The following is a 25118-nucleotide window of genomic DNA, read 5'->3' as shown; positions in this document are numbered from 1 at the left end:
GGAGGCGTTATTATGCCTGGCTATGCGATAGGTAATTTTTTTGTTTATTCTGTAATCAATGCGTTTACTCCGGGGCCGGGGAACATTCTTGCGCTGAACACGGTAACGAACTACGGGTGGAAAAAAGGAACCCCTCTGTTTCTGGGCATCTTTGCTGGTTACTATGTTGTTCAGTTGATTTGCGCGGTGTTTGTTTATGGTGTCAGTACCTTCCTGCCTGGGGTGTTGGGAGTGATGAAATATGTTGGCGCAGCATATATCCTCTGGCTGGCCCTACATATTGCACTCAGCCGCCCGAGCGGGGACGGCAGCGAGAAATCAGCGTCCTTCTGGAAGGGCTTCATGCTGCAATTCGTCAATGTAAAGATATATCTGTTCGGCATTACTGCCTTGACCGGCTATGTGACCAATTACAGTACAGCACTGTGGATGCTGCTTTTCTTTGAACTGGTTATCGCCACCATAGGAACGATTGCAACCACGGCGTGGATTGGAGCAGGCGTGGCCATTCAGAAGGTCTATCTTCAACATTATAGGCCCATCAATATCATTCTGGCACTGACTCTGCTGGACTGTGTGTACAGTATTCTGAAATAGATAGGTTATCCCTATGGAACAGCATAGATATTATGTATTATCTGTTGGATGAAATTCCATGATACAATCAGATTATCAAAGCTCCGAGAATGAATTTTGGATAAAATAGGAGGAAATTATGACAAATCAAGAAATTTTCAACAAAGACAGCACTTTTATCTCCCACACCTATAACCGGTTCCCCATTGCAGTCCAAAGCGGGCACAGCTCCACCGCCAAGGATTTTGACGGCAACGAGTACATCGACTTTGGCAGCGGCATCGGCGTGAACTCCTTTGGGCTTCTGCAACGAAAGGTGGGTGAACGCAGTGACGAAGCAGCTGAATCTGGTGCAGCATACGTCCAATCTGTTCTACACTGCGCCTGATGCCCTGCTGGCGGAGCGGCTGTGCCAAATCACAGGATATTCCAAGGTGTTTTTTGGAAATTCCGGGGCTGAAGCCAACGAGGGCGCAATCAAGCTGGCAAGAAAATATGGTATAGAGCACAAAGGAGAGCACTGCAATCAGATCATCACACTGCGCAACTCCTTCCACGGGAGGACCGTCACAACTCTGGCCGCCACTGGACAGGATGCGTTTCATCAGCACTTTTTCCCTTTTACAGAAGGGTTCCGCTATGTAGAAGCCAACAACCAGCAGCAGCTTCTGGAAACGCTGGACGATTCCGTGTGCAGTATTATGATCGAGCTTGTCCAGGGTGAAGGCGGCGTAATCGCCTTGGATAAAGATTATGTGACGTATATAGATCAGCTCTGCCAGGACAGAGGTATCCTGCTGATCGTGGATGAGGTCCAGACGGGTATTGGACGGACTGGAACCCTTTTGTGCTGTGAGCAATATAACATCCGCCCCGATATTATCACCTTGGCGAAGGGGCTGGGGGCTGGCTTGCCTATTGGTGCCGTCCTGATGAACGAAAAGACCAGCGAGGTTTTCCAGCCCGGACATCATGGCACGACCTATGGCGGAAACCCCATCGCCTGCGCAGGTGCAATTGAGGTGTTAAATCAGGTCTGTGACGAGAATTTCCTGCCGGATGTCACCGTAAAAGCGGCCCACATCTATCATCGGTTGTTATCTATGCCCAACGTAACCGGGGTGTCCGGACTGGGACTTATGATTGGCATTGAAATTGCGGAAGGTCTGGATTCCAGGAAAATTGCGGTTCAATGCGCAGAAAACGGCCTTATAATCCTAACTGCAAAGGCAAAGCTGCGGATGCTGCCGCCGCTGAACATTACGTTGAAGGAAATTGACAAGGGACTGGATATTTTGTTCCAATGCTTGTCCAATCAGTAAAAACATAAACTGGGCGAGCAGCTTATGTTCAATTATATATTGTATTGTTTGAAGGTGTTGATTATGTTGTATAGTTTGATTGGAAACTGTGGAATCCTGGCTGTCATAGCTGGAACCTTAGCTCTGTATCTGAAAAGAAGCAAGCACCACAAATAACAGGTGCAAAAGGGTAAGGCCACGTCTTTCCTGCGGCCTTACCGTATTTTTTACCCTTATTCTAAAGTATATAACAAAAGTATAAACAACCTGTATTAATGTTTACTGTATGAACCGGATTTAGGAGGAAGTTATATGATAGACGAAACAAAGTGTCTGCACGCAGGCTATACGCCAGGGAACGAGAACCGAGAGTACTGCCCATAGTACAGAGTACAACCTAAGCTTCGACAAATCATTAACGAGAACAAAGATACGGATTTTGTTCTTTGGAATGGAAATCGCGTACAAATTAAAAGGAAATTATTTGAAAAATTTATTGATCAGAGCAGTTGTATCTGATTTCAAAAGTACCTGAATCCTTGTGGCTTGAAACTTGCAAAAGGGAATCTGATGTGGTAAAATAAAACGCTATATCAGATTTCTTTTCCAGAAAAGGAGTCACTATGTCAGAAAAACGCAGAGACAGTAAAGGCAGAGTTCTATGGAATGGGGAAAGCCAGCGTTCAGACGGGAAGTATATGTTCCGTTACACTGACGGCACAGGCGAACGGCATACCGTGTATAGCTGGAGGCTGGTGAGTACCGATAAGCTAAAGGAGAGGCAGCGTGACTCGCAGGATTGCGAGATATGGAAAAACGTATACTGAAGGACCTCCTACAACAAGGAAGAGTATGCAAAAGCGCTGGAAGAGAAACGTGAGCCGTGCTACCTTCCAAAGATTAGTGCTCATATTCTGCGGCATACGTTCTGTACACGCATGTGTGAACAGAATATCAACATTAAGGTTCTGCGGTCTTGTGGTGTAAAACGAAGTGCCAAGTGGTTTTACACCACAATTTACACCATTTGAGCGAGAAAATACGCCGTTTCTCGAGAAGTTATGAAACAGTTGAAACTCTTGAACCTATTGCGCCGCAACGCTTTGAGAAGATTTGAGAAGAAAGGGGTGGTTCTGTGTACCTAAAAGCATTGGAAATCCAGGGCTTCAAGTCCTTCCCGGACAAGACTGTTCTCACCTTTGGGGAGGACATCACGGCCATCGTGGGCCCCAACGGTTCGGGCAAGTCCAATATCTCCGACGCCATCCGCTGGGTGATGGGGGAGCAATCCACCCGGGCCCTCCGGGGGGGCAAGATGGAGGACGTGATCTTTGGCGGCACGGCCAAGCGCAAGCAGACGGGCTACGCCGAGGTCTCCCTGGTGCTGGACAACACCACCCACCTCTTTGACATGGAGGAATCAGAGGTGATGGTCACCCGGCGGTACTACCGCTCGGGGGAGAGCGAGTATTACATCAACCGCCGCTCTGTCCGGCTGAAGGACGTAAACGAGCTGTTCATGGACACCGGCCTGGGCCGGGAGGGCTACTCCATTATCGGTCAGGGCAGAATCGACGAAATTCTGTCGGTGAAGTCTGCTGACCGCCGGGAGGTCTTTGAGGAGGCCGCCGGCATCTCCCGCTACCGCCACCGGAAGGAGGAGGCGGAACGCAAGCTGGAGCGCACTGACGAGAATCTGGTCCGCATCAACGACAAAATTTCCGAGCTGGAATTGCAGGTGGAGCCCCTCCGGGAGCAGAGTGAGAAGGCGAAAAAGTTCCTGGTCCTCCGGGATGAACTGCGGGGGCTGGAGATTTCCGTCTGGCTGGATACCCTGGAGCGCATCCGGGCCAGCAACATCAAGCTGGAGGCCGATTATCAGGAGGCCGTCCGCCGCAAGGAAGAGGTCAAGGTCTCTCAGGAGAAAGCCTACGCCGCCGCCGAGCGCTTTTCCGAGGAAATGAGGGAAAAAGACCTGGAGGCCGACCGGCTCCGCTTTGCCCTCCAGGGCCGTCAGGCCAAGGCCAACGAGCTGGAATCGGCCATTGCCGTGCTGAAAAGCAACATTCAGCACAATCTGGAGTCCGCCCAGCGCATCAAGGAGGACCTTCAGCAGCAGGAGGGTCGGGAGGGCTCTCTGTCCGAGCAGATCGGCCAGCGGAAGAGCCGCCTGGCGGAGATCGAGGCCCAGCTGGAGGCGGGCCGGGATGCCCTGGCCGCCAAGAGCCGTGAGGCCGATGAGGCCGCACGCTCCGCCGGCACTCTGGCAAAGGAGCTGGAGGACCTGCGCAGTCAGGCCGACCTGGGGGCCGCCGGGGCGGCCGAGGCCAAGGCTCTGCTGTCCGCCCTGGCCGCCGCTGCCCAGGAGGTGATGGACCGGGACGAGGCGGTCCGCCGGGAGGCCCACGACCTGGAGGACCGGCTGGAAGAGGCCCAAAAGGAAGTCCGCTCCGCCAAGCGCCGGTACGACGACGCGGTGGAGGAGCGGGACGCGGTCAAAAACGTGATCCAGGGCTATCAGCTGAGAATGGACGCCCGGAAAAAGAAGTGGGACCAGAGCAGAGACACCCATGTCAAGCTGCAAATGGAGGAAAACGCCCTCACCTCCCGGATCAAGCTGCTCACCGAGATGGAGCGGGAGCACGAGGGCTACACCAAGGCAGTCAAGCTGGTGATGAACGAAGCCCAGCGGGGGACGCTGCAAAACATCCACGGCCCGGTGGCCGACCTTTTGAAAGTCCCGGACCGGTACACTGTGGCCATTGAAACCGCCCTGGGCGGGGCCATGCAGAACATTGTAGTGGAGCGGGAGGAGGACGGCAAGGCGGTCATCCAGTACCTGAAACGCCGGGACGGGGGCCGGGCCACCATCCTGCCTGTCAGCTCCATCCGGCCAGGCTTCCTCCGGGATGGGGACAACCTGCGCCATGAGCCCGGCTTTGTGGGCATTGGCGACCAGCTGATTTCCTTTGACCCCAGGTATAAGAATGTGTTTTCCAATCTGCTGGGCCGGGTGGCCGTGATGGAAAATCTGGACGCCGCCATTGCCGCCGCCCGGAAGTACAAATATTCCTTCCGCATTGTCACCCTGGACGGCCAGGTGCTCAACCCGGGCGGGTCCATGACGGGCGGCTCCGCCAGCCGCAGCGCCGGCATCCTCAGTCGGGCCAACGAGCTGGAGCGGCTGAACAAGCAGCTGACGGATATCCGTGCCCGGGTGGCGGAGGTAGTGAAAACGGTGGCGGAGGCGGAGCGGGAGGCCACCGCCGCTGCCTACGAGCTGGAGACCGCCCAAAACCAGCTGCGCCAGTGGGAGGACGCCATCCTGAAAGCGGAGGGCGAGCTGTCCCAGCGCCGCACCGTCACCGCTGAGCTGGAGCGCCAGCAGGGGGGACAGCAGGAGGAGCTGGAACAGCTCAAGAGCCGTGCCGCCCAGATCGAAACTGACACCCAGGCGGCACGCTCCCGCATCCAGGCCCTGGAGGGGGAGACCGCCGCCCTCAAGAGTGAGGCCGAGGGGAAGGCCAGGGGCCAGACGGAGGTACAGGAGCGCTCCGCCCGCATTGCCCAGGAGGTGGCCGCCCTCACTGCCGCCCAGGCCGCCCTGGAGGCGGAACGGGAGGCCACCCGGTCGGGCCTGACCGAGCTGGAAGAGCTGAAAGCCAGTATGGCCGGGGACCGGGACCAGAGCCGGGCCCTCATGGCCGGCTACGAGGCGAAAAACGCGGGCTTTACCCAGGAGATCGGCGAGAAGCAGGCGACCCTGGCTGCCCTCCAGGAGGAGAGCCGCAGTCAGAATGAGGCGATCGCCCGGCTGAACCAGGAGAAAATTGACCTGGAGGGCCAGCGGGTGAAGGCCACCCGGGAGAGCCAGTCACTGAACGAGGAACTGCTGCGCACCGAGGGGGAGGTCTCCCGTCTGGAGCAGAAAAAGGTGTCCTCCTCTATGGAGGAGAAACAGCTGCTGGACAAGCTGTGGGAGAACTACGAGCTCAGCCACGAGGCCGCCCGCCAGCAGCGGGTGGAGATTGAGTCAGTTCAGAAGGCCAGCCGCCGGATCTCTGAGCTGAAACGGTCCATCTCCTCCCTGGGCAACGTAAACGTGGGGGCCATTGAGGAATTTTCCCGGGTGAACGAGCGCTACACCTACCTCACCGACCAGCGGGACGACGTGGACAAGGCAAAAAAAGAGCTGGAAGAAATTATTGCCGGCATCACTAACGAGATGAAGGCCATCTTCCAGCGGGAGTTTACCACTATCAACGAGGCCTTTGGCCAGACCTTCCTGGAGCTCTTCGGCGGCGGCAAGGCCAACCTGGAACTGGAGGACCCGGAGGACATCCTTAACTGCGGCATTGAGATCAAGGTACAGCCCCCGGGCAAGGCGCTGAAAATCATCACTCTACTGTCCGGCGGCGAGAAAGCCTTTGTGGCTATCGCCCTGTACTTCGCCATTCTAAAGGTACGCCCTACCCCCTTCGTGGTGATGGACGAGATTGAGGCCGCCCTGGACGATGCCAACGTGGTGCGTTTTGCCCACTACATGCGCACCATGGCGGAGCGGACCCAGTTTATTGTCATCACCCACCGCCGGGGCACCATGGAGGAGGCCGACGTGCTCTACGGCGTGACTATGCAGGAGCAGGGGGTGAGCCGGATGCTCACCATCAACCTCAACGACGTGGAGAAGGAATTGAATATCCGTTAAATTTGCTCCATAGCCCGGAGGAGATTCCAAATGAAAAAGGCGCCGGCAAAAAAGGCCGCCCAGGAGTGAAGCGATCCGGTGCGGTTGAACGCGTCCTCCAGGCGAAGGAACAGCTTTTGTGTATCGCAATCGGGTGCTGCGGCGCATTTGCTCCAAACCTGCCGGAAGTTTTCTTCCTCCTCCACCCGATTGGGAATTTGCCGGTAAATCTGGTATGATAGATCTTGCAGCTCCAGGATGTTGTAAATCATTTCTAAGAAAGCAAAGTTCATGGCAGATCGCTCCTTATGTGTAAATATATTCATATTTTATACGTCGATTTTTACTGCGCTATGTAGGAGTTTTCAAAATGAGCCAATTTTCTGACTCCTTGAAATCAATCCGAAAAAAATCGAGCAAAAAGCAACGAGAAGTTGCGGAATATTTGGGCATTAACCTTAGAACTTATCAAAATTACGAAGGCGGCAGAAGTGAACCGTCCATTGCTCAGCTTATCAAGCTGGCCGACTTCTTCATGGTCAGCCTGGACGAGCTGGTGGGGCGGGACTGGATCGGAGGCTGAGCCCAGCGTCCCACCGCAAAGTTTACGACCGCTGGCAGCCGCTGTATTGAACAGCGCCGCCGCATCACGGAAAAATGTGATACGGCGGCGTTGCCTGTTTAGTCGCAGCAGACATGGTTTGATGGTAACGGATGTCCGGTAATAAAGTTTGACGGAAGACCTTGATTTTTTTTTGAATTTCTGGTATCGTATAATAAAACTTAAGTGGCTGGTCCTATCTGTCCATGGAAAGGACAAAGCGGCTGTTACAAGTGAGCGGTCATTAGCCGCTTTAAATGGCAATCTGCTATCATAATCCGTGGATGTCAATGAAGTGGTCATGACAGGGGCTGACTCGAAATCATGTTATCCGCGCTGAAAACTGAATAATTATCACATGGAGCGGTATCGAAGTGGTCATAACGGGACTGACTCGAAATCAGTTGACGGGCAACCGTCCGTGGGTTCGAATCCCACCCGCTCCGCCATGATAAGTTGACAGGTTACACCAAGGGCGTAGTCTGTCAACTTTTATATATAATCACATAAAACCTTTGTGCCGCAGTCATTTTACTGCGGCATTATTATTTGTAGACATATCCCGCCTTAAGTCTTCGTTCCGTATCTGTTTTACCAATTTTTGCAACACTTTGTCCAGAACGCTGACCCCTGTTTTATCTTTTTCGGACCATACCCGGAAATAGTAGTACACGCTCTGCCATTTGGGATAATCGCTGGGCAGCATTCGCCATTGTATTCCACCCTGGATTACATATAACACCGCACAAAACACATCGTATAAATCATATTTTCGGGGCCGGGTTGTTTTCTTTGCTCCTTCCAAATCCTCGCGGATCAGGTTATATTCTTCCCGGCTGATTTCACTTGGATATTGACGCATTTCCCCCAACTCCCGCTTGTTTTTCTCTATTATCTGCCTCCCGCCTCCTTTTGTCAAAAGATTTTAAACAGGCACTTAGAGCCTGCCATGGAGGATGCCTCTACTGCTGGCTGATTTTATTCGCCAGAGCCTGCAAACTATTTTGCGCATCATTCTTGACATTACCCCCTCATGTCACTTCCATATGGATTTATATCAGCATCTGATAGTCGAATCATTGTAGATCCTGAAAAAGCAAATATCGTCAAAACTATTTATCAGCAGTACCTTTCCGGCATGAGTCTGGGCGGGATTGCTCAATTTCTTTTTGAACATGGGATACCCTCCCCAAAGGGAAAAGAACGCTGGACGCAGCCGGTACTCAGCAATCTGCTCTCCAATCAGAAGTATATTGGCTATATCGTCAGCTTTGATGACTTCTTCCTGGTGCAAGGGGATAAGAGTAGGCGTAGCAATATCGATGAAGATACCAACAAACGGAAGGCCACCCGGTACAACTCACAGAGTGTACTGAGTGGCCTCTTAGTTTGTGCAGAGTGCAATCATAATTATCGTCGCATTACCCGGCCTGCCGGTGAAATTGTCTGGCGCTGCGCCAACCGTGTGGAACATGGAAAGCAGTTCTGCAAACATTCACCCTCTATTTCAGAAGAACGAATCAAAGAACTCATAAGGCACAGGAGGATGATGTGTTCACTTCCTTTGCTGGGGCTACGGAACTGACGGCGGAGCTGGCACAGACATTCATCCAGGAAGTGCTGGTGTCCTCTCTCACCGAGATCGAGATCGTCTGGAAGTTCCGGGATGTGTTTGATATGCAGGGACATGACAACTGATAAAGGTTTCTACTTTACAATAAAGCTGATGCCAGGGGCGGTCTGGGAAAGACCTGTTAGCCGCCTCTGGCATCCGTAAAAAATTTGGTGTTTAGTTGACACAAGGAGATATGTCCCGATTTGGCCGCAACTATCTGGAGGTAGGGCTGTATACAGAAATCCGCTTTCCTGCGAAGGGGGGACCTTTTACTGCACGTGGGTGTGGTTGTTGATGTGGTTGGCGCAGTAGCAGTAGTAGCCGCTGCACTTGGAGCAGTAGCGGAACTCCATGTTGGGGTCGTCCTGGTCGGTGACGCCGCAGACAGCACACTTGTGCAGGTAGCCTCGCCGCTCCCGCAGCTCCTTCTGGGCCTTTTTGAAGTTGATGGTCTGGGCGGAGGTCCGATGCTTCACCTGGGCGCTTTTGCGGCCCAGCGTGTTCATAAGGTCCTCCCAGAAGAAAATCAGGTAGTTGAGAATGGCCACAATGGGCATCAGCGCCCACAGCCACTGGCCGGATATCAAAGGAGAGACAATGGCGTAGCCGAAGAAAACCAGGTCAATGAGGGCCAGCCACTTTACCTTCAACGGAATAATGCCGTACAGGTTGACCTGCATGTCCGGGTAAAGGGTGGCAAAGGAGAAGAACAGGGACATGTTAACGTAGTACATATTGGCGGTTTCAACATAGAAACCGAACTGCGCCCCTGTGGCCTGGAAGGGCAGGGAGAGATAGATGATAATGCCCGAAATGATGTTGAACAGGACGCCCAGCCCGTAAAACACGGTGAAGCGGGTGGACCCCCATTGCCGCTCCAGAGAGGTACCGATCCAGTAGTAGAAAAAGGTCATGAGGGCAAACAGAAAGGTGCGTCCGAAAATGGTCTGGGAGAGCATGGACTCCCCGCCCACCGGCAGGGGGGCAAAGATAAATGTAATCAGCCGCCAGATTTGCCCGCGGAAGATCAGCTCCGGGTAGAAGCTGATAAACTGGGAGATCATGCCCTGAGTGACCATATCGCCCACAAAGACAACCACATTGCCCACCGCAACGTATTTAATCAGCTCAGGAATGCCCAGATTTGGGTGCTTATAACAGAAATCGGAAATCCAGCGGGAAAGCGTTTTCAAGACGAAGTCCTCCTCTGATTTGATTCGTAACCTTTATTTTACCCGTTTTTGCCAGGAAAGTCTACAGCTAAAGTGTGAACAAATTGTGAGCAACCCATCCCATGGACCAACGCAGGGGAAAGAAGGGCCCTTTTGACATGACCAATCAACTGCTTCATCTGTAAAAAAAGCTCCCTCAAAGAGGGAGCCTATAGCAGGGGCGGCCACAGGCCGCCCCTGCTACTTCGGGGTCAGCAATGTTGAAGTTGCTATAACAGAACAAGCAGGAGTTGTTTGATATGCCGCAAGGCCTTCCCCTAAAGGGGAAGGCCTTGACTTTACTCCACCCCCATCTGCGTCCACAGGGTATTGTACAGGTTGAGGGTTGCGGCGGGGAGATTGAGGTAAGCCTCACAGCGCTCCAGCGTCTCAGGCGGGGTGACCATGATGTTATAAATCTCAGGGTCCAGCTCCTCCTCATACAGCGCCTCGTAGTAGGCGGGATACCGTTCCAGGGCCACCCGGTTGGGAGAGGCATAGCCGATATAATCCATATTCATCAGGTTGGACTCTGCGGAGGCGATAAAATTGATCCACATATGGGCCTCCCTCTGGTGGGGCGCGTCTTTCAGCACGCACATGGCGTCCACAAACCAGTTGGAGCCCTCCTTGGGGATGACAAAGGCCAGGTCCTCATTGTTCTCCACCATGGAGATATAGTCGCCGGCGTAGTAGGTGGCGATGGCGGCGTTGCCGCCCTCCATCTTCTGGAACACCTCGTCCATCACCCGCCCCTGGAACACCCCCCGGCGGTTGGCGTCAGCCAGCAGGTTATAGGCCGCCCTGATCTCCCCCTCGTCGGTGGTGTTGACAGAGTACCCCAGATACAGCAGCGCCTCTCCCAGAGCATCCCGGGAGTTGTTGATAAGCAGCACATTTCCGGCGTATTTGTCATCATAGAGGGCGCTCCAGCTGTCAATCTCCTCATCCACCATGGCGGTGTTGTAGATGATCCCCAGCGTGCCCCAGGTGTAGGGGACGGTATACTCATTGGTGGGGTCATAGGACAGATTTTTAAAGCGGTCGTCAATCTGGGAGAAGTTGGGGATCTGGCTGTAGTCCAGCTTTTCCAGCATGTCCTCCTCCAGAAGGCGGCCGATCATATAGTCGGAGGGGACCACCACGTCGTAGTCCGCGCCGCCGCTTTTCAGCAGGGAGTACAGGGCCTCGTTGCTCTCGGCGGTCTGGTAGTTGACCCGGATACCGGTCATCTCCTCAAACTGAGTAATCAGATCTTCATCAATGTACTCCCCCCAGGAGCACACGTTGACCACCGGGCGGGAGCCGGTCTCGCGGGCCAGCACTGTTACGGCAAGGAGAAACGCGCAGGCCAGTACTGCCGCCGTCCCCCGGCGGACCCACTTGAACCGGGGTTCTCCCGCCTTCTGCCCCAGCCGCTCCAGGGCGGAGGGCTTCCGGGCCGCGCCCAGGCGGTCCCGGGCCTCCTGCCGGACCTCCTTAATGTTGGACAGCACCAGCAGCACCAGCACCGACAGGAACAGCAGGGTGGACACTGCGTTGATCTCCGGGGTGACCCGCTTCTTGGTCATGCCGTAGATGGTCATGGCCAGGGTGGAGCTGGCCGACCCGGCGGTGAAGTAGGAGATAATAAAGTCGTCAATGGACATGGTGAAGGCAATCAGCGCCCCAGACACAATGCCTGGTTTGATCTCAGGGAGCATTACCTTCCAAAATGCCTGCATCCAGGTACAGCCCAGGTCCTGGGCCGCGTCCATCAGGTTGCGGTCCATCTGGCGCAACTTGGGGGCCACGTTGAGAATGACATAGGGGATGTTGAAGGCCACATGGGCCAGCAGCAGCGTCCCAAAGCCCAGCACCAGCCGGTCGGGCAGCTCCACCGCGCTTTGGATGGAGTTAAACCACTTGGCAAAGGCCCCCCAGCCCTGGAAAAAGGCCACAAAGAACAGGCACAGGGACACACCGGTGACAATATCGGCGTTCACCATGGGGATGTTGCCCACGGTAAGCAGGGCCTCCCGCCGTTTGCGGCCCAGGCTGTACAGCCCGATAGCGGCAAAGGTGCCCGCCACAGTGGCAATCAGGGTGGCCAGCAGGGACACCAGCAGGGTGGTGTAGACGCTGGACATAATCAGCCGGTTCTGGAACAGCTTTGTGTACCAGTGGAGGGAAAAGCCCTTCCACACGGCGCTGGAGTCCCCGGCGTTGAAGGAGAAGACGATCAGCAGCAGGATGGGCGCGTACAGAAACAGAAAGGTCAGCCCAATGAGGACGCGGCTGCCGGTACGGTTTTGTTTCTTCACAGCATCACCGCCTCCCCTTCACCCTCGCCGAAGCGGTTCATCACCACCATGCACACCACCACAATGACCATCATCACCATGGAGATGGACGCACCCAGGTGGGGGTCATAGGCCCCGCCCAGAAACTGCTGTTCAATCAGGTCGCCCAGCATAATCTGGGTGCCTCCTCCAAGCAGCCGGGAGATGGCAAAGGTGGATACCGACGGGACAAACACCATAGTCACCCCGGACAGCACCCCGGGCAGGGACAGGGGCAGAATGACCTTTCGGAATACCCCGGCGGAATCGGCCCCCAGGTCCCGGGCGGCCTCCACCAGGGAGTGGTCCAGCTTGACAATGACCGAGTAGATGGGCAGGATCATAAAGGGCAGATAGTTGTACACCATGCCCAGCACCACCGCCCCGGGGGTGCCGATCATGGGGATGTAGTCCACCCCCAGCGCGTCCAGCAGGCCAACGGCCCGGAACAGCTGGTTGAGCAGGCCGTTGTTCTCCAGAATGGACATCCAGGAGTAGGTCCGCAGCAGAAAATTCATCCACATGGGGAGCATAATCAGGGCCATGGCCAGGCGCTGGAAGCCGGGGCCCTCGTGGGCCATCCAGTAGGACACCGGATAGCCGATCAGCAGGCAGACCAGGGTGGCCACAAAGGCCAGCCGGAAGGAGCGGAGAAACACCGAGGCATAGGAGCCCATTTCAGAGAAATTTTCCAGCGTCCCCTCAAAATCCGCAGTGGTAAAGGCGTATATCACCATAATCAGGATGGGGATGACCACCATCAGCGCCATCCACACCACATAGGGGACAGCAAACCAGGAGAGCTTATTCTTCATCCCCGCTCTCCTCCTCGTCCAGCGCGTAGCTGGCGTCGCTGATCTCCTCATACTCCTCGGAGTAGGAGGAGTAATCGCCGAACATACCGGAGTATTCGCTCTTTTTCATCACGTGGATGCCGTCGGGATCGATCTTGATGCCGATACGGCTGCCCACCGGGGACAGGTCGGTGGTCTGGATGAGCCACTTGAAGCCGTAGAAGTCCACAATGATATCGTACTGCATCCCCTTGAAGGTGACCGAGGTGACGGTGCCCCGCAGCTGGCCCTGGTCCTCGGGGACAATGTCCACATCCTCAGGACGGATGACCACATCCACCGGCTCGTCCTTTTCGAAGCCGCCGTCCAGGCACTGAAAGCGGCGGTTGAAGATCTCCACCACCCCGTCAGCGCGCATGATGCCGTCGATAATGTTGGACTCACCGATAAAGTCGGCCACAAAGGCGTTCTGGGGCTCGTTGTAGATGTCCTCCGGACTGCCGATCTGCTGGATGCGGCCGGCGTCCATCACAACCACCGTGTCGGACATGGCCAGTGCCTCCTCCTGGTCGTGGGTGACGTAGACAAAGGTGATCTCCATAGCCTTTTGGATGCGCTTGAGCTCGTTTTGCATGTCCTTGCGGAGCTTTAAGTCCAGGGCCCCCAAAGGCTCGTCCAGCAGCAGCACCTTGGGCCGGTTTACCAGCGCCCGGGCAATGGCCACCCGCTGCTGCTGTCCGCCGGACAGCTGGGTCACCCGCCGCTTTTCAAAGCCCTTCAGGTTGACAATTTCCAGCATCTCCATCACCCGCTGGCCGATTTCCTCCTCAGGCAGCTTGACCTTTTTTCCGGAGGCGTCCGCCTTGGGGATGCGCAGGCCAAAGGCGATGTTCTCATATACGTTCAGATGCGGGAACAGGGCGTACTTCTGGAACACCGTGTTGATGGTCCGCTTGTGGGGCGGGACAGAATTGATCCTCACCCCGCCGAACAAAACATCTCCAGAGGTGGGTGTTTGAAAACCACCAATGATTCTGAGCGTGGTGGTTTTGCCGCACCCGCTGGGTCCGAGCAGTGTGAGGAATTCCTTATCCCTGATGCTTAAATTGATTTTGTCGAGTACAACCTCGTCGTCGAACGCCATGGTACATCCGTTCAGGCGGATCAACTCCTTGGACATGTATCCTCCCCCATTTCTATAAATTACCTTGTCAGCTCCCTCGATTTATTCACCGGGCGGCCAGACCGTCCTGGGGGGACGGCGGTGCGGTGACCGGCTTTCACGGATAGCGAGATACACTATAGCTGTTTCTCACCAAAATGTCAATGATTTCGCACAAATTTTTTGACGGATTTCCTGTGAATTACTCCAAACCCATAGCAGTATAAAACTTGTACAGGCCATCTATTTAAAGTACTCTATATTGGTATAGTAATATTATAGCAATCATTAGATTTGCTGCTATATGTAGGGACGGCCTTTGGCCGCCCCCTACAGCTCCGGTGTCAGCAATTTTGACGTTTGCTATAGAAATACAAGGCGGCCAGTATAGCATCACTGGCCGCCTTTTCTCGATGCTTCAATTATCCTGTCAAATTAGCAGTTAGAGGTCCCTGCCTGTCTGCGGTTTTTCCAGGCGCACCGCAGAAGGTACAATAGAAGAAGAACCAGCCAGGAGATGGCCTCGGCGTAGGCGATGACCATCTGTCCAAACACCCCGGCAAGGGTGTAGGACGCCGTAATGCGCACTGCCAGGCCGGCGATTCCCGCTATACCGGAAAAGGTCATGTCGCCCAGTCCCTCCAGATAGCCCCGTACCGCCATGGCCAGGCCGTAGACCACATAGAAGCTGGCCAGCCGCCGGAAGAAGTGTCCTCCGATTTCCACCGACTCTGGGGTCAGCCCAAACATGGCAATCAAAAACTCTCCGGCCAGCAGAATAATCAAAGTCAGGCAGACAGATACCCCCACGATCATCAGCATCCCGCTTTTCAGGGCCTGTCTGGCCCGTTCCGGCCGCCCCGCCCCAATGTTCTGGGCCACCACCGTGGCGATTCCGGAGCCGAAGTTGACAATGGGCAGCAGCAGCACCGTGTCCACCCGGTAGGCTGTGGTGATGGCGGCCACCGTCTGCTCCCCAAAGCCGTTCATAAACCGCTGGAGGAGGATATTTCCAAAGGAGGTGGTCCCGGACTGGATGGCCGGGGGCAGACCGAAGCGGCTCCCCGCTCCGGCGGTCTCCCGGTGAAACAGTTCCCGGCCAAAACGAAGCTGCAGAACGGGATACCGCTGGAAGGTGTAGGCGGTCAGATAAACAGTCATGGCAATCTGGGACAGGACGGTGGCCGCCGCCGCCCCCGCCGTCCCCAGCCGCAGGCCCGCCACAAAAATCAGGTCCAGCGCAACATTGATGACGGAGCATACCAGCACGGAGAGAAAGGGGGCTCGGCTGTCCCCCATGCCCCGCAGCACCGCGCAGAAGGTGTTGTACACCGCCAGAAAGGGGATGCCGGCAAACATAATCCGCAGATAGTGCTCCGCGTTTTGAAAGATGTCCTCCGGTGTGTCCAGCAGTACCAGCAGCTGCTGTGTAAATACAGCCCCCAGCCCGCAGATGACCAGAAATATCCCGCCCAGCACAAGACTGAAGGAGGCCAGGATATACTTCAGCTCCTCCCCCCGCCCCATGCCGAACCGCTGCGCGGCCAGCACCGACAGCCCCGAGGTAAAGCCCACAATTATCATTACAAACATGCTGTAGGTGGCGGTAACCGCGCCGATTCCGGCCAGGGCCAGCTCCCCCTCCACATTGCCCACAATAAAGGCGTCCACCCAGTTGAACAGCTGCTGGAACACACCGCTGAGTACCAGAGGGATGGTAAACCGCGTCAGCGCCATGGCGATGTTTCCCTGAGTCATATCATTCTTCAATTCGATTACCTCCCATATATACACAGAGGCGCTCAAAAGCTACCATACGGCCAACGCCGTACCACAGGGGTAACTTATGAACGCCTCTCGCACTATAAACTTGTAACCGCAGTATATCAGGCCGGTGAGGGAATGTCAACTGTTTCCTCCCCAGAGAAACGGGAATCAATGTTCAGAAAATTCCGCCGTATTTGCAGGGCGGGACGACTCGGCCTGCCGTTGTTTGGAAACCTTTTCCAACGGCGCGCCCTACAGCACCACAAAGCGCCCTTCCGGGTATGCCCCCTCCCAGGCGCAGGGCAGGCGCCCCTGCTGGTAGACCTTCAGTACGGCAGTAAAAAAGCCCTCCGAACCCACCATCTGCTCTACACAGGCCCAGGCCAGATCCCGCTTCATAAAGTCCATCCACTCCTGCTCCAGGCCGCTCTCCTCCTCCAGCGACATCCGCTGGACAAAGGCGCACCAGCTCTGCCACAGCCGGCCGGCCGCCGCATCGGAGACCGTTTCAAACACACGGTCGATCTCGTCGTCTCCAATACTATCCCGGGCCTGTTCCTCCAGCCGGCAGGTCTCTGGCTCCCAGACCGCCAGCATCTCCCTGTTCCAGTTGTCCCAGGCCTGGAATAAGGAGGGCTCCACCCGATACGCCTGACTGGGTTCCCCGCAGTGTTCCAGCCAGGGGATGTCATCCAAACCGGCCAAAAAGCGGTCCATACGCGTTTTGATTCTATCCTGCTCAATCAGCAGCTTGACAGCCTCCACCCCGACGGTGACAGCTGCCTGGGTATCATGGCTCTCTTTCTGGTCCAGGCCGGCCTTCTCCCGCTCCTGGTTCCAGATCACGTGGAATACCGACCCGCACCGCACCCGGCGGGAGGCCGCCACAGCAAAGAGGGCGGCGGATTCCATCTCAGAGGCCAGCACCCCCAGCCGCTTCCAGGCCTCCCACTTCTGCTCCAGCTCATAGCTCACCGGCATCCGGGAGGGGGAGTGCTGGCCGTAGAAGGAGTCCTTGCACTGGACCACCCCGGCGTGCCAGGAGTAGCCCAAGCTTTTGCAGGCCTCCACCAGGGCGGTGGTAACGGCAAAATCGGGGACGGCGGGCCACTCGATGGGGGCGTACTCCCGGCTGGTCCCCTCCATGCGGACGGCCCCGGTGGCCACCACCACGTCGCCGCTTTGAACGGACAGGTCAATGCCCCCGCAGGTGCCCACCCGGACAAAGGTGTGTACGCCAAGGTTGGCCAGCTCCTCCATGGCAATGGCGGCGGAGGGCCCGCCGATTCCGGTGGAGGTCACGCTCACACTCTCACCCAGGAGGGTGCCGGTATAGGTGGTATACTCCCGGTTTGTCTGGATGCGGACCGGGTTGTCAAAGTGCTTCGCGATAGCCTCACACCGGCCCGGATCGCCAGGGAGAATACAGTAACCCCCCACCTCGCCCTGGGCGCATTGGATATGGAATTGTCGTTTTCTTGTCTGTTCATTCATAATGAGCGGCCTCCCTGTTTCTATTATTGTGCTATTTTACCATAAGAGCGGCTGGTTTTCAAGGCCTCCTTTGTATTATGTCTTGACCTTTTCCCTGTTTCGGCCTATAATATAGAAGTATCAAAATTGCCTCGCGTGCCTCGCGTCCATGTGCATCCTGTGAAGGAGGCTTCAAGCTTGAAACGTTTTTTAATTTTTCCCTGTATTCTGTCCCTGGTGATCGGGCTGCTGGTAGGTATCCTGCTGCCCATTGACCTGAGCGGCCAGGATGCGCCCCCAGCGGTGAACAGCACTCCCAGCAATTTCACTCCGCCGCCCGGCGTATCTCAGCCGGAGGGCAGCAGCTCCTCCACCCTTTCCGCCGATACAGACACCCTGGATCTGGAGGACAATTTCCCCCTGCTGGGTTCTGCCTGCGCCGTCAACCGCTGCCTTCAGCAGCGCAGCTGGGCCACACTGGCCGCCTATGTCCACCCCAGCCGGGGCGTCACCTTCACCCCCTACTCCACCGTGGAACCGAACAGCGACCTGACCTTTACCGCCGACCAGATCAAAAACCTGGCCCAGGACCAGAATGTCTACACCTGGGGCTTTGAAGACGGCCGGGGCGACCCCATTCAGATGACAGCCATCCAGTACTTTGAGCGGTACGTCTATGACCGGGACTACACCCAGGTTCCGGAAATCGGAATCGACCAGATTATGACCAGCGGCAACGCCCTGGAAAACCTGACGGAGGTTTACACCGGCTGCCGCTTTGTGGATTTCAGCTTTCCCACCTCCGACCCGGTGAACGACGGCCTGGACTGGTCCTCTCTCAAGCTGGTGTTCCAGCCCGAGGGTGAGCACTGGTATCTGGTGGCTATTGTCCACGGGGAATGGACGATTTAACGTACAAAAGGCCCCCTTCGCAAAGGGGGCTGGCACGGCAAAGCCGTGACTGGGGGGTACCAGATAGAAAACCCTCCGTCATTTGCTTTGCAAATGCCACCTCCCTCTGTGAAGGGAGGCTTTTTCATCCAAAAACTGGAAAGGACATCAATTAAATGGATATTGTCATTGTAGGCAGCGGAAAAGTAGGCTTCTCTCTGGCAGAGCAGCTGGTGAAGGAGGAGCACAACGTCACCGTGGTGGACAGCGACGAGGAGGCCCTGCGCCGGGCCGGCGACCAGCTGGACATCATGACCGTCAGGGGCAACGGCGTATCCGCCGCCGTCCTGCGGGAGGCCGGCGTGGACAAGGCCCAACTTCTGGTGGCCGCCACCAACGCCGACGAGGTGAACATGGTGTGCTGCCTCACCGCCAAGGACCTGGGGGCCAAGTATACCATTGCCCGCATCCGCAACCCGGAGTACACCACCAGCGTGGGCGAGCTGCGCCGCAACCTGAAAATCGACATGGCCATCAACCCGGAGAACTCCACCGCCGTGGAAATCTCCCGGCTGCTCCGCTTCCCCTCCGCCGCCAATATTGAAACCTTCTGCCGGGGCAAGGTGGAGCTGATGGGATTTCGCCTTCAGGAGGGGGACTTCCTTATTGACACCCCCCTCTACGCCCTGCCGGACAAGGTAAAAAAGCTGTCATTGCTGTTTTGCGCCGTGGACCGGGGGGGCGAGGTGTCCATCCCTAACGGCTCCTTTGTCCCCAAGGCGGGGGACAAGCTGTACATGGTGGGCCGTCCGGACAGTCTGGACCAGTTCTTCCGCCAGCTGGGCCGGTATGCCCCCAAGGTCAGGCAGGTCTTTATGGTGGGGGGCGGCAAGGTGTCTATGTATCTGGCCAAAATTCTGGACCGGATGGGCATCCGCCTGAAAATCATCGAGCAAAACGAGGAGCGCTGCCGCCTGATCAGCGAGCAGTTCCCCCGGGTCACCGTCATCTGCGGCGACGGCACCGACTCTGAACTGCTGGAGTCGGAAAATCTCACCGCCAGCGACGCCTTCGTCGCCCTCACCGACCGTGACGAGGATAACCTGATTATCTCCCTTTACGCCATGCAGCAGGGGATCAAAAAGGTGATTACCAAGTGCAACAGGCAAAACTATGCCGGAATCGTCCGGTCCTTAGGCCTGGACAGCGTCATTTCTCCCAAATTTGTCACCGCCTCAAACATTGTCCATGTGGTGCGGGGCATGCAAAACTCCCAGGGCAGCGTGATGAATTCCCTCCACCGCATTGCCGGGGGCGGGGCGGAGGCTATGGAGTTTACCGTGGGCTCCGCCACAAGGCACCTGGGCGTCCCTCTTAAGGATTTGAAACTGCGCCCCGGCGTGCTGCTGGCCGTTATCGTCCGGAAGAACGACATCATCATTCCCCAGGGCTCCTCCTTCCTCCAAGGGGGCGATCGGGTTATCATTATCGCCCGGGGGGGCGGCGTGCTGGACCTGAACGACATCTATGCCCCTGAGTTTACTGGTGGAGGGGCCGCGAAATGAATATAAAGCTTGTTTTAAAGCTGGTGGGCCGGGTGCTGCTGCTGGAGGCGGCTGCCCTGGCCGTCCCCCTGGCGGTGGCCCTGATCTACCGGGAGGACCCCCTCCCCTTCCTGCTGGCCATTGCCATTGTGGCCGCCGTTGGCCTTGCCCTGTCCGCCCTGCCCGCCAAAAGCCAGTTTTTTACCCGCGAGGGCTTTGTAGCTGTGGGTCTGATCTGGATTTTTACCGGGCTGGTGGGGGCGCTGCCCTTTATGTTCTGCGGGTATTTCGCCACCCCTATGGACGCCATCTTTGAGTCCTGCTCCGGCTTTACCACCACCGGCTCCACCATCCTTCCGGAAATCGAGTCGCTGCCCCGGGGCATCCTGTTCTGGCGGGCCTTTACCCACTGGCTGGGCGGCATGGGCGTGCTGGTACTGGCTACCGCCATCCTGCCCAGGCTGGGCATCCGCTCCCACTACCTTACCCAGGCGGAGACGCCGGGGCCTGTCTTCTCCAAGCTGGTACCCAAGCAGTCCCAGACCTCTAAAATCCTGTATACCATGTATTTTGCCCTCACCGCTCTGGAGGCCCTCTGCCTGAAAATTGCGGGCATGCCCCTGTACGACGCCCTGATCCACTCCTTCTCCACCGCTGGCACCGGCGGCTTCTCCAACCGCAACGCCAGCGTGGGGGCCTATGACAGCGTGGCAATCGATGTGATTATCACCGTGTTCATGCTGCTGTTCTCCATCAACTTCGCGGTCTACTTTTTGATTCTGACCAAAAAATGGCGGGAGGCCCTGGCCAGTGATGAGCTGCGCTTTTTCCTGTCTGTGGTGGCGGGGGCAACCGTGGTCCTCACCCTGTTCAACCTGGGGGTCTACTCCAGCGTTGGGGAGAGTCTGCGCTACGCCTCCTTCCAGGTGGCCGCCATCATCTCCACCACCGGCTTTGGCACGGCGGACTTTGTCCTGTGGCCCCAGTTCTCCCAGATGATTATTGTGCTGCTTATGTTTTGCGGAGCCAGCGCCGGGTCCACCGGCGGCGGCATGAAATGCTCCCGGGTGCTGCTGCTGCTCCGGGGCCTGCGCCGGGAAATCCACCGTATCACCCACCCCCGCTGTGTGGAGGTGGTCAAGCTGGACGGCAAGCTGGTGAGTGAGGCCACCCTCCACACCCTGCTGGTCTTCCTGGGGGCCTATGTCACCACCGTCTTCGCCGCCGCCCTCATTATCTCCCTGGACGGCTGCTCCTTCGCCGTCTCCTTCAGTGCCGCCCTCACCTGCGTCAGCAATGTGGGCCCCGGCTTGGAGGCCATTGGCCCCAGCGGCAACTTCGCCGCCTTCTCCACCCTGTCCAAGGGGGTTATGTCCCTGTGCATGATTGTGGGGCGTCTGGAGATCTTCCCCATTCTGGTCCTGTTCACCCCCTCCACCTGGCGGCAGCTGTAACGGAGGGCGGACTATGACCTTACAGCAGCTGAAATATGTCATTGCCATTGCGGACAGCGGCTCTGTCAACTCGGCGGCCAAAAATCTGTATGTCTCCCAGCCCAGCCTGTCCAGCGCCGTGAAGGAGCTGGAGGATGAGATCGGCCTTGAGCTGTTCCACCGCTCCAACCGGGGGGTGACCGTTACGGCGGAGGGGGAGGAGTTTCTCAACTACGCCCGTCAGGTGGGCGAGCAGTATGCCCTGCTGGAGGACCGCTTTGTCACCGGGCGGTCCAAGAAGAAATTTTCCGTCTCCACCCAGCATTACACCTTTGCCATCAACGCCTTTGTGGAGATGGTGCGTAAGGTGGGGATGGAGGAGTATGAGTTCTCCATTCTGGAGACCCGGACCTACGAGTGCGTGGAGAATGTCCGGGACTATAAAAGCGAGCTGGGCATCCTGTATCTGGACGATTTCAATGAGAAGTACCTCACCAAGCTCTTTGACGAGAACAATCTGGAGTTCCACCCCCTGCGGGACTGCTCCACCTGCGTCTACCTGTGGGGGGAGCACCCCCTGGCCCACCGCCCCCAGCTGACCATGGCTGACCTGGAGCCATACCCCTGTATCGCCTTTGAGATCGGCAAGCAGAACTCCCTGTTCCTGTCGGAGGAGGTGATGAGCACCTACCGCTACCGCCAGCTTATCAGGGTAGGGGACCGGGCCACAGTGCTCAATCTGATGAAGGGCCTGAACGGCTACACCCTGTGCTCGGGGATCATTTGCCGTCCGCTGAACGGCTCGGAGTACACCACCATCCCCCTGGCGGAGGGGGGCGTTATGCATATCGGCTATATCCAGCGCCGGGGCAGCCAGCTCAGCCGCCTGGGCGAGCTCTACCTGGCCGAGGTCCGCACATCCATTTTATTATAGTTTTTACCTATAACCCGCTCCTGTTTTTGGGTATTAACACCCGGGGCGGGTTTTGTGATATCCTTTTCACACGCCAAAGGAAAAGAGGAGACCGAATGATTCGATTGGAACACGTCTCAAAGCGGTTTGAGACGGGAAAGCATACGGTGGAGGCGGTAAGAGATGTCAGCCTCCACATAGAGAAGGGCAAAATTGCCGGTATCATTGGCTTTTCCGGGGCGGGCAAGTCCACCCTGGCCCGGTGCATCAACCTGCTGGAGCGGCCCACCCAGGGGAAGGTCATTGTGGGGGGCGCGGAGCTCACCGCCCTGAACGAAAAGCAGCTGAGGGAAAAGCGGAAAAAAATCGGCATGATTTTTCAGCACTTCAACCTGTTTGCCTCCCGGACGGTATACGGCAACGTGGCCTACCCCCTGAAGGGGAGCGGCAGAAGCCGGGGGGAGATTGACCAAAAGGTGCGCTCCCTGCTGGACCTGGTGGGGCTGGCCGACAAGGCGGACGCCTACCCCTCCCAGCTGTCCGGAGGCCAGAAGCAGCGGGTGGCTATTGCCCGGGCCCTGGCCAACGACCCGGAGGTCCTGCTCAGTGATGAGGCCACCAGCGCCCTGGACCCGGATACCACCCGGTCCATCCTCCGGCTGCTGAAAGAGGTCAACCGCACTCTGGGCATCACCATTGTGATCATCACCCACGAGATGGGAGTTATTAAGGAAATCTGCGACCAGGTGTATGTAATGGAGGGGGGGCAGGTGGTGGAACAGGGGGATGTGTTCCATGTGTTCGCCTCCCCCCAGCGGGCGGTCACCCGAAAGTTTGTGGACAGCACCTCCAACCTCTCCCGCATCCGGGAGCTGCTGGACGACCCGGCCAACCCCATCCAGCTCTTACCCGGCGACTATCTGCTCCGGCTGAACTACCTGGAGCGCAGCACCTCCCAGGCGCTGATCTCCACTTTGTCCCGGCAGTTTGACCTGGACATCAACATCCTGCTGGGCAACATTGAGCTTATCGACGGCAACCCCCTGGGCGGCCTGGTGGTTATCGCGGGGGGCGGCCACGACAGAGTAACCGCGGCGGCGGAGTACTTATCAGAACGAAACGTATTGGTGGAGGTGATCGCCCATGGCTGATCTGCTGAACCAGATAATCCCTGACGTGGTGGCCCGCTCCGACCAGCTGTGGCAGGCCTTTTGGCAGACCATCCAGATGGTGGGCATCTCCGGGGCCATCTCTCTGGTGCTGGGGATTCCCTTCGGGGTGCTCCTGTTTACCACCAAGGAGGGGGGCATCCTGCAAAACCGCGCAGTGAACTTTATTCTGGGCAAAATCTGCGACTTTTTCCGCTCCATCCCCTTCATTCTGCTGGCCATCCTGCTGCTGGGGATGAGCCGCCTGATTGTGGGCACCGGAATTGGTGTCACGGGAGCGATTATCCCCCTGCTGTTCGGCACCATCCCCTTTCTGGGCCGGCAGACAGAGAGCGCGCTGGCCGAAGTCCCCGCCGGCCTGATCGAGGCGGCCCAGTCTATGGGCTCCTCCCCCTGGGAGATCGTCTGGCGGGTCTATCTGCGGGAGGCTGTCCCCGGCATCACCCGGGGCGTGACCATCACCATTGTCTCCCTTATCAACTTCACCGCCGTAGCCGGTACCATTGGCGCGGGCGGACTGGGCAACTTCGCCGTGATGTACGGCCACAGCAAGCATCTGCCCCAGATCACCTGGACCGTCATCCTCATCATTGTCATTCTGGTGAGCCTGGTCCAGTGGACGGGCAGCGTGATCGCCAAAAAAGCGGCCCACTAAATTGGTCTGTTCTTCCGCCCCTGGGCGGGATAATGGAAATATATCCATCGCATTTAGGAGGAAATTAAAATGAAAAAGAAGAACATTTTCGCGTTGGCCCTGGCTGCGGCCTTGTGCCTGTCTCTGACCGCCTGCGGCGGAAACAGTGGAAACAGCGGCAGCTCCAGCCCTGCTTCCGGCTCCAACCCCGGCTCCAGCTCCGCAGGGAGCGGCGCCCCTGCCGCTGAGCCCACTGTGGTCACCGTAGGCGTGGTGGGCGCCAACAACCAACAGTGGGACACCGTCAATGAACTGCTGGCCAAGGAGAACATCAAGGTAGAGCTGATCGAGTTTGCCGAGTACGCTTTGCCCAACAACGCCCTGGACGCCGGGGAAATCGACCTGAACGCCTTCCAGCACAAGGCCTATCTCAATAACGAGATCGAAAAGATGGGCTATGACTTGGCCGTTCTGGGCGACACCATTGTGGCTCCCCTGTCCCTCTACTCCGATAAGATCACCGACGTCAGCCAGCTGAAGGAGGGGGACAAGATTGCCGTCCCCAGCGACGCCACCAACGAGGGCCGATGCTTTAAGATTCTGGAGTCCGCAGGGGTTCTGGAGCTGGACCCCTCCGCCGGGTATATGCCCGAGCTGAAAGACATTACCTCCAATCCCCTGAACCTGGAGTTTGTGGAGGTGGAGGCCTCCAACACCGCCAGCCTCCTGCCCGACGTGGCCGCCGCTTTTGTCAATGGAGCCCACGCCATTGACAACGGGCTGAAAATTGATGAAGCTGTCTACACTGAGCAGGTCCAGCCCGGCTCCGACAACCCCTACATCAACATCATTGCCTGCCGCACCGCCGACCTGAACAACGAGGTCTATGTCAAGGTGCTGGAAGCCTACCAGTCTGAGGAGACCGCCCAGGCCATCCGGGACATCTATCAGGGCACCTATATCCCCGCGTTTTAAAAGCTGCTCTATATTATAGCGATCATCAGATTTGCTGCCGTATGCAGTGGC

General features: G+C 56.9%; 21 protein-coding genes, 1 tRNA gene and 2 pseudogenes. 16 read left to right on the top strand and 8 right to left on the bottom strand.

The features are described from left to right. Window positions 1-12: 12 nt before the first annotated feature. The 5 genes and pseudogenes from NFS22_RS10300 to smc all read left to right on the top strand — a co-directional run bounded on the left by NFS22_RS10300 (window position 13) and on the right by smc (window position 6585). Window positions 13-597: a LysE family transporter gene (locus NFS22_RS10300; RefSeq protein WP_251317686.1), complete on the top strand. Its 585-nt coding sequence runs from the start codon at window positions 13-15 to the stop codon at window positions 595-597. Between the two features lie 118 nt (window positions 598-715). Next, a pseudogene (locus tag NFS22_RS10295) lies at window positions 716-1898 on the top strand (acetylornithine/succinylornithine family transaminase). A 390-nt stretch (window positions 1899-2288) separates the two neighbouring features. Next, entirely contained in the window at window positions 2289-2396 is a 108-nt protein-coding gene (locus NFS22_RS24075) for an excisionase (RefSeq protein WP_420908862.1), read from the top strand. Between the two features lie 104 nt (window positions 2397-2500). Beyond that, the gene (locus tag NFS22_RS10290) at window positions 2501-2704 is read left to right on the top strand and encodes an integrase DNA-binding domain-containing protein (protein WP_251317685.1); all 204 of its coding nucleotides are present in this window, start codon (window positions 2501-2503) and stop codon (window positions 2702-2704) included. 308 nt (window positions 2705-3012) lie between these two features. After that, the gene (gene smc / locus NFS22_RS10285; protein ID WP_251317684.1) at window positions 3013-6585 is read left to right on the top strand and encodes a chromosome segregation protein SMC; all 3573 of its coding nucleotides are present in this window, start codon (window positions 3013-3015) and stop codon (window positions 6583-6585) included. Here smc and NFS22_RS10280 read toward each other — a convergent pair. After that, the gene (locus tag NFS22_RS10280) at window positions 6582-6857 is read right to left on the bottom strand and encodes a hypothetical protein (RefSeq protein ID WP_251317683.1); all 276 of its coding nucleotides are present in this window, start codon (window positions 6855-6857) and stop codon (window positions 6582-6584) included. The genes smc and NFS22_RS10280 overlap by 4 nt on opposite strands. A gap of 77 nt (window positions 6858-6934) precedes the next feature. Here NFS22_RS10280 and NFS22_RS10275 point away from each other — a divergent pair, with 77 nt between their 5' ends. After that, window positions 6935-7147, top strand: coding sequence for a helix-turn-helix domain-containing protein (locus NFS22_RS10275; RefSeq protein WP_251317682.1), 213 nt, complete (start codon window positions 6935-6937; stop codon window positions 7145-7147). Between the two features lie 378 nt (window positions 7148-7525). Beyond that, a tRNA-Ser gene (locus NFS22_RS10270) sits at window positions 7526-7614 on the top strand. Between the two features lie 77 nt (window positions 7615-7691). On the opposite strand, the gene NFS22_RS10265 is transcribed toward NFS22_RS10270, so the two are convergent. Then, window positions 7692-8027, bottom strand: coding sequence for a transposase (locus NFS22_RS10265; RefSeq protein ID WP_251317681.1), 336 nt, complete (start codon window positions 8025-8027; stop codon window positions 7692-7694). Between the two features lie 171 nt (window positions 8028-8198). Here NFS22_RS10265 and NFS22_RS10260 point away from each other — a divergent pair, with 171 nt between their 5' ends. Then, window positions 8199-8750, top strand: a complete 552-nt coding sequence (locus NFS22_RS10260) for a recombinase family protein (protein ID WP_251317680.1) — start codon at window positions 8199-8201, stop codon at window positions 8748-8750. After that, window positions 8717-8863 (top strand): hypothetical protein, encoded by a 147-nt coding sequence (locus NFS22_RS10255; protein WP_251317679.1) that lies wholly within the window; start codon window positions 8717-8719, stop codon window positions 8861-8863. Before NFS22_RS10260 ends, NFS22_RS10255 begins: the two co-directional genes overlap by 34 nt. Window positions 8864-9049: 186 nt before the next feature. On the opposite strand, the gene NFS22_RS10250 is transcribed toward NFS22_RS10255, so the two are convergent. The 6 genes and pseudogenes from NFS22_RS10250 to udp all read right to left on the bottom strand — a co-directional run. Beyond that, window positions 9050-9973: a rhomboid family protein gene (locus NFS22_RS10250; protein WP_251317678.1), complete on the bottom strand. Its 924-nt coding sequence runs from the start codon at window positions 9971-9973 to the stop codon at window positions 9050-9052. A gap of 317 nt (window positions 9974-10290) precedes the next feature. Further along, window positions 10291-12294, bottom strand: a complete 2004-nt coding sequence (locus NFS22_RS10245; RefSeq protein WP_251317677.1) for an extracellular solute-binding protein — start codon at window positions 12292-12294, stop codon at window positions 10291-10293. Beyond that, window positions 12291-13127 (bottom strand): ABC transporter permease, encoded by an 837-nt coding sequence (locus NFS22_RS10240; RefSeq protein ID WP_251317676.1) that lies wholly within the window; start codon window positions 13125-13127, stop codon window positions 12291-12293. Before NFS22_RS10240 ends, NFS22_RS10245 begins: the two co-directional genes overlap by 4 nt. Next, the gene (locus NFS22_RS10235) at window positions 13117-14286 is read right to left on the bottom strand and encodes an ABC transporter ATP-binding protein (RefSeq protein ID WP_251317675.1); all 1170 of its coding nucleotides are present in this window, start codon (window positions 14284-14286) and stop codon (window positions 13117-13119) included. The genes NFS22_RS10240 and NFS22_RS10235 overlap by 11 nt, the downstream gene beginning before the upstream one ends. A gap of 417 nt (window positions 14287-14703) precedes the next feature. Then, entirely contained in the window at window positions 14704-16038 is a 1335-nt protein-coding gene (locus NFS22_RS10230; protein WP_251317674.1) for an MATE family efflux transporter, read from the bottom strand. A 726-nt stretch (window positions 16039-16764) separates the two neighbouring features. Next, window positions 16765-17529: pseudogene (gene udp, locus NFS22_RS10225) on the bottom strand (uridine phosphorylase); the annotation flags it as partial. Window positions 17530-17706: 177 nt separating this feature from the next. Between udp and NFS22_RS10220 the strand changes: the two are divergent. From NFS22_RS10220 to NFS22_RS10190, 7 genes are all read left to right on the top strand, one after another. Continuing rightward, entirely contained in the window at window positions 17707-18420 is a 714-nt protein-coding gene (locus tag NFS22_RS10220) for a hypothetical protein (RefSeq protein WP_251317673.1), read from the top strand. A 155-nt stretch (window positions 18421-18575) separates the two neighbouring features. Continuing rightward, entirely contained in the window at window positions 18576-19964 is a 1389-nt protein-coding gene (gene trkA, locus NFS22_RS10215; RefSeq protein WP_251317672.1) for a Trk system potassium transporter TrkA, read from the top strand. Beyond that, entirely contained in the window at window positions 19961-21397 is a 1437-nt protein-coding gene (locus NFS22_RS10210; protein WP_251317671.1) for a TrkH family potassium uptake protein, read from the top strand. Before trkA ends, NFS22_RS10210 begins: the two co-directional genes overlap by 4 nt. Window positions 21398-21410: 13 nt before the next feature. Further along, complete coding sequence (locus tag NFS22_RS10205; protein ID WP_251317670.1) at window positions 21411-22310, top strand: LysR family transcriptional regulator; 900 nt, start codon at window positions 21411-21413, stop codon at window positions 22308-22310. A gap of 95 nt (window positions 22311-22405) precedes the next feature. Beyond that, window positions 22406-23440, top strand: coding sequence for a methionine ABC transporter ATP-binding protein (locus tag NFS22_RS10200; protein WP_251317669.1), 1035 nt, complete (start codon window positions 22406-22408; stop codon window positions 23438-23440). Further along, a complete protein-coding gene (locus tag NFS22_RS10195) occupies window positions 23433-24113 on the top strand; it encodes a methionine ABC transporter permease (protein WP_251317668.1) in 681 nt (226 codons plus the stop codon). Before NFS22_RS10200 ends, NFS22_RS10195 begins: the two co-directional genes overlap by 8 nt. 69 nt (window positions 24114-24182) lie before the next feature. After that, complete coding sequence (locus tag NFS22_RS10190) at window positions 24183-25067, top strand: MetQ/NlpA family ABC transporter substrate-binding protein (protein ID WP_251317667.1); 885 nt, start codon at window positions 24183-24185, stop codon at window positions 25065-25067. The last annotated feature ends 51 nt before the right edge of the window (window positions 25068-25118 follow it).

Origin of the sequence: Flintibacter muris, from assembly GCF_943192995.1 — a bacterium.
In the GTDB taxonomy this organism is placed as follows: Bacteria; Bacillota; Clostridia; order Oscillospirales; family Oscillospiraceae; genus Lawsonibacter; species Lawsonibacter muris.
This window is presented reverse-complemented; position numbering and strand designations above follow the sequence as displayed.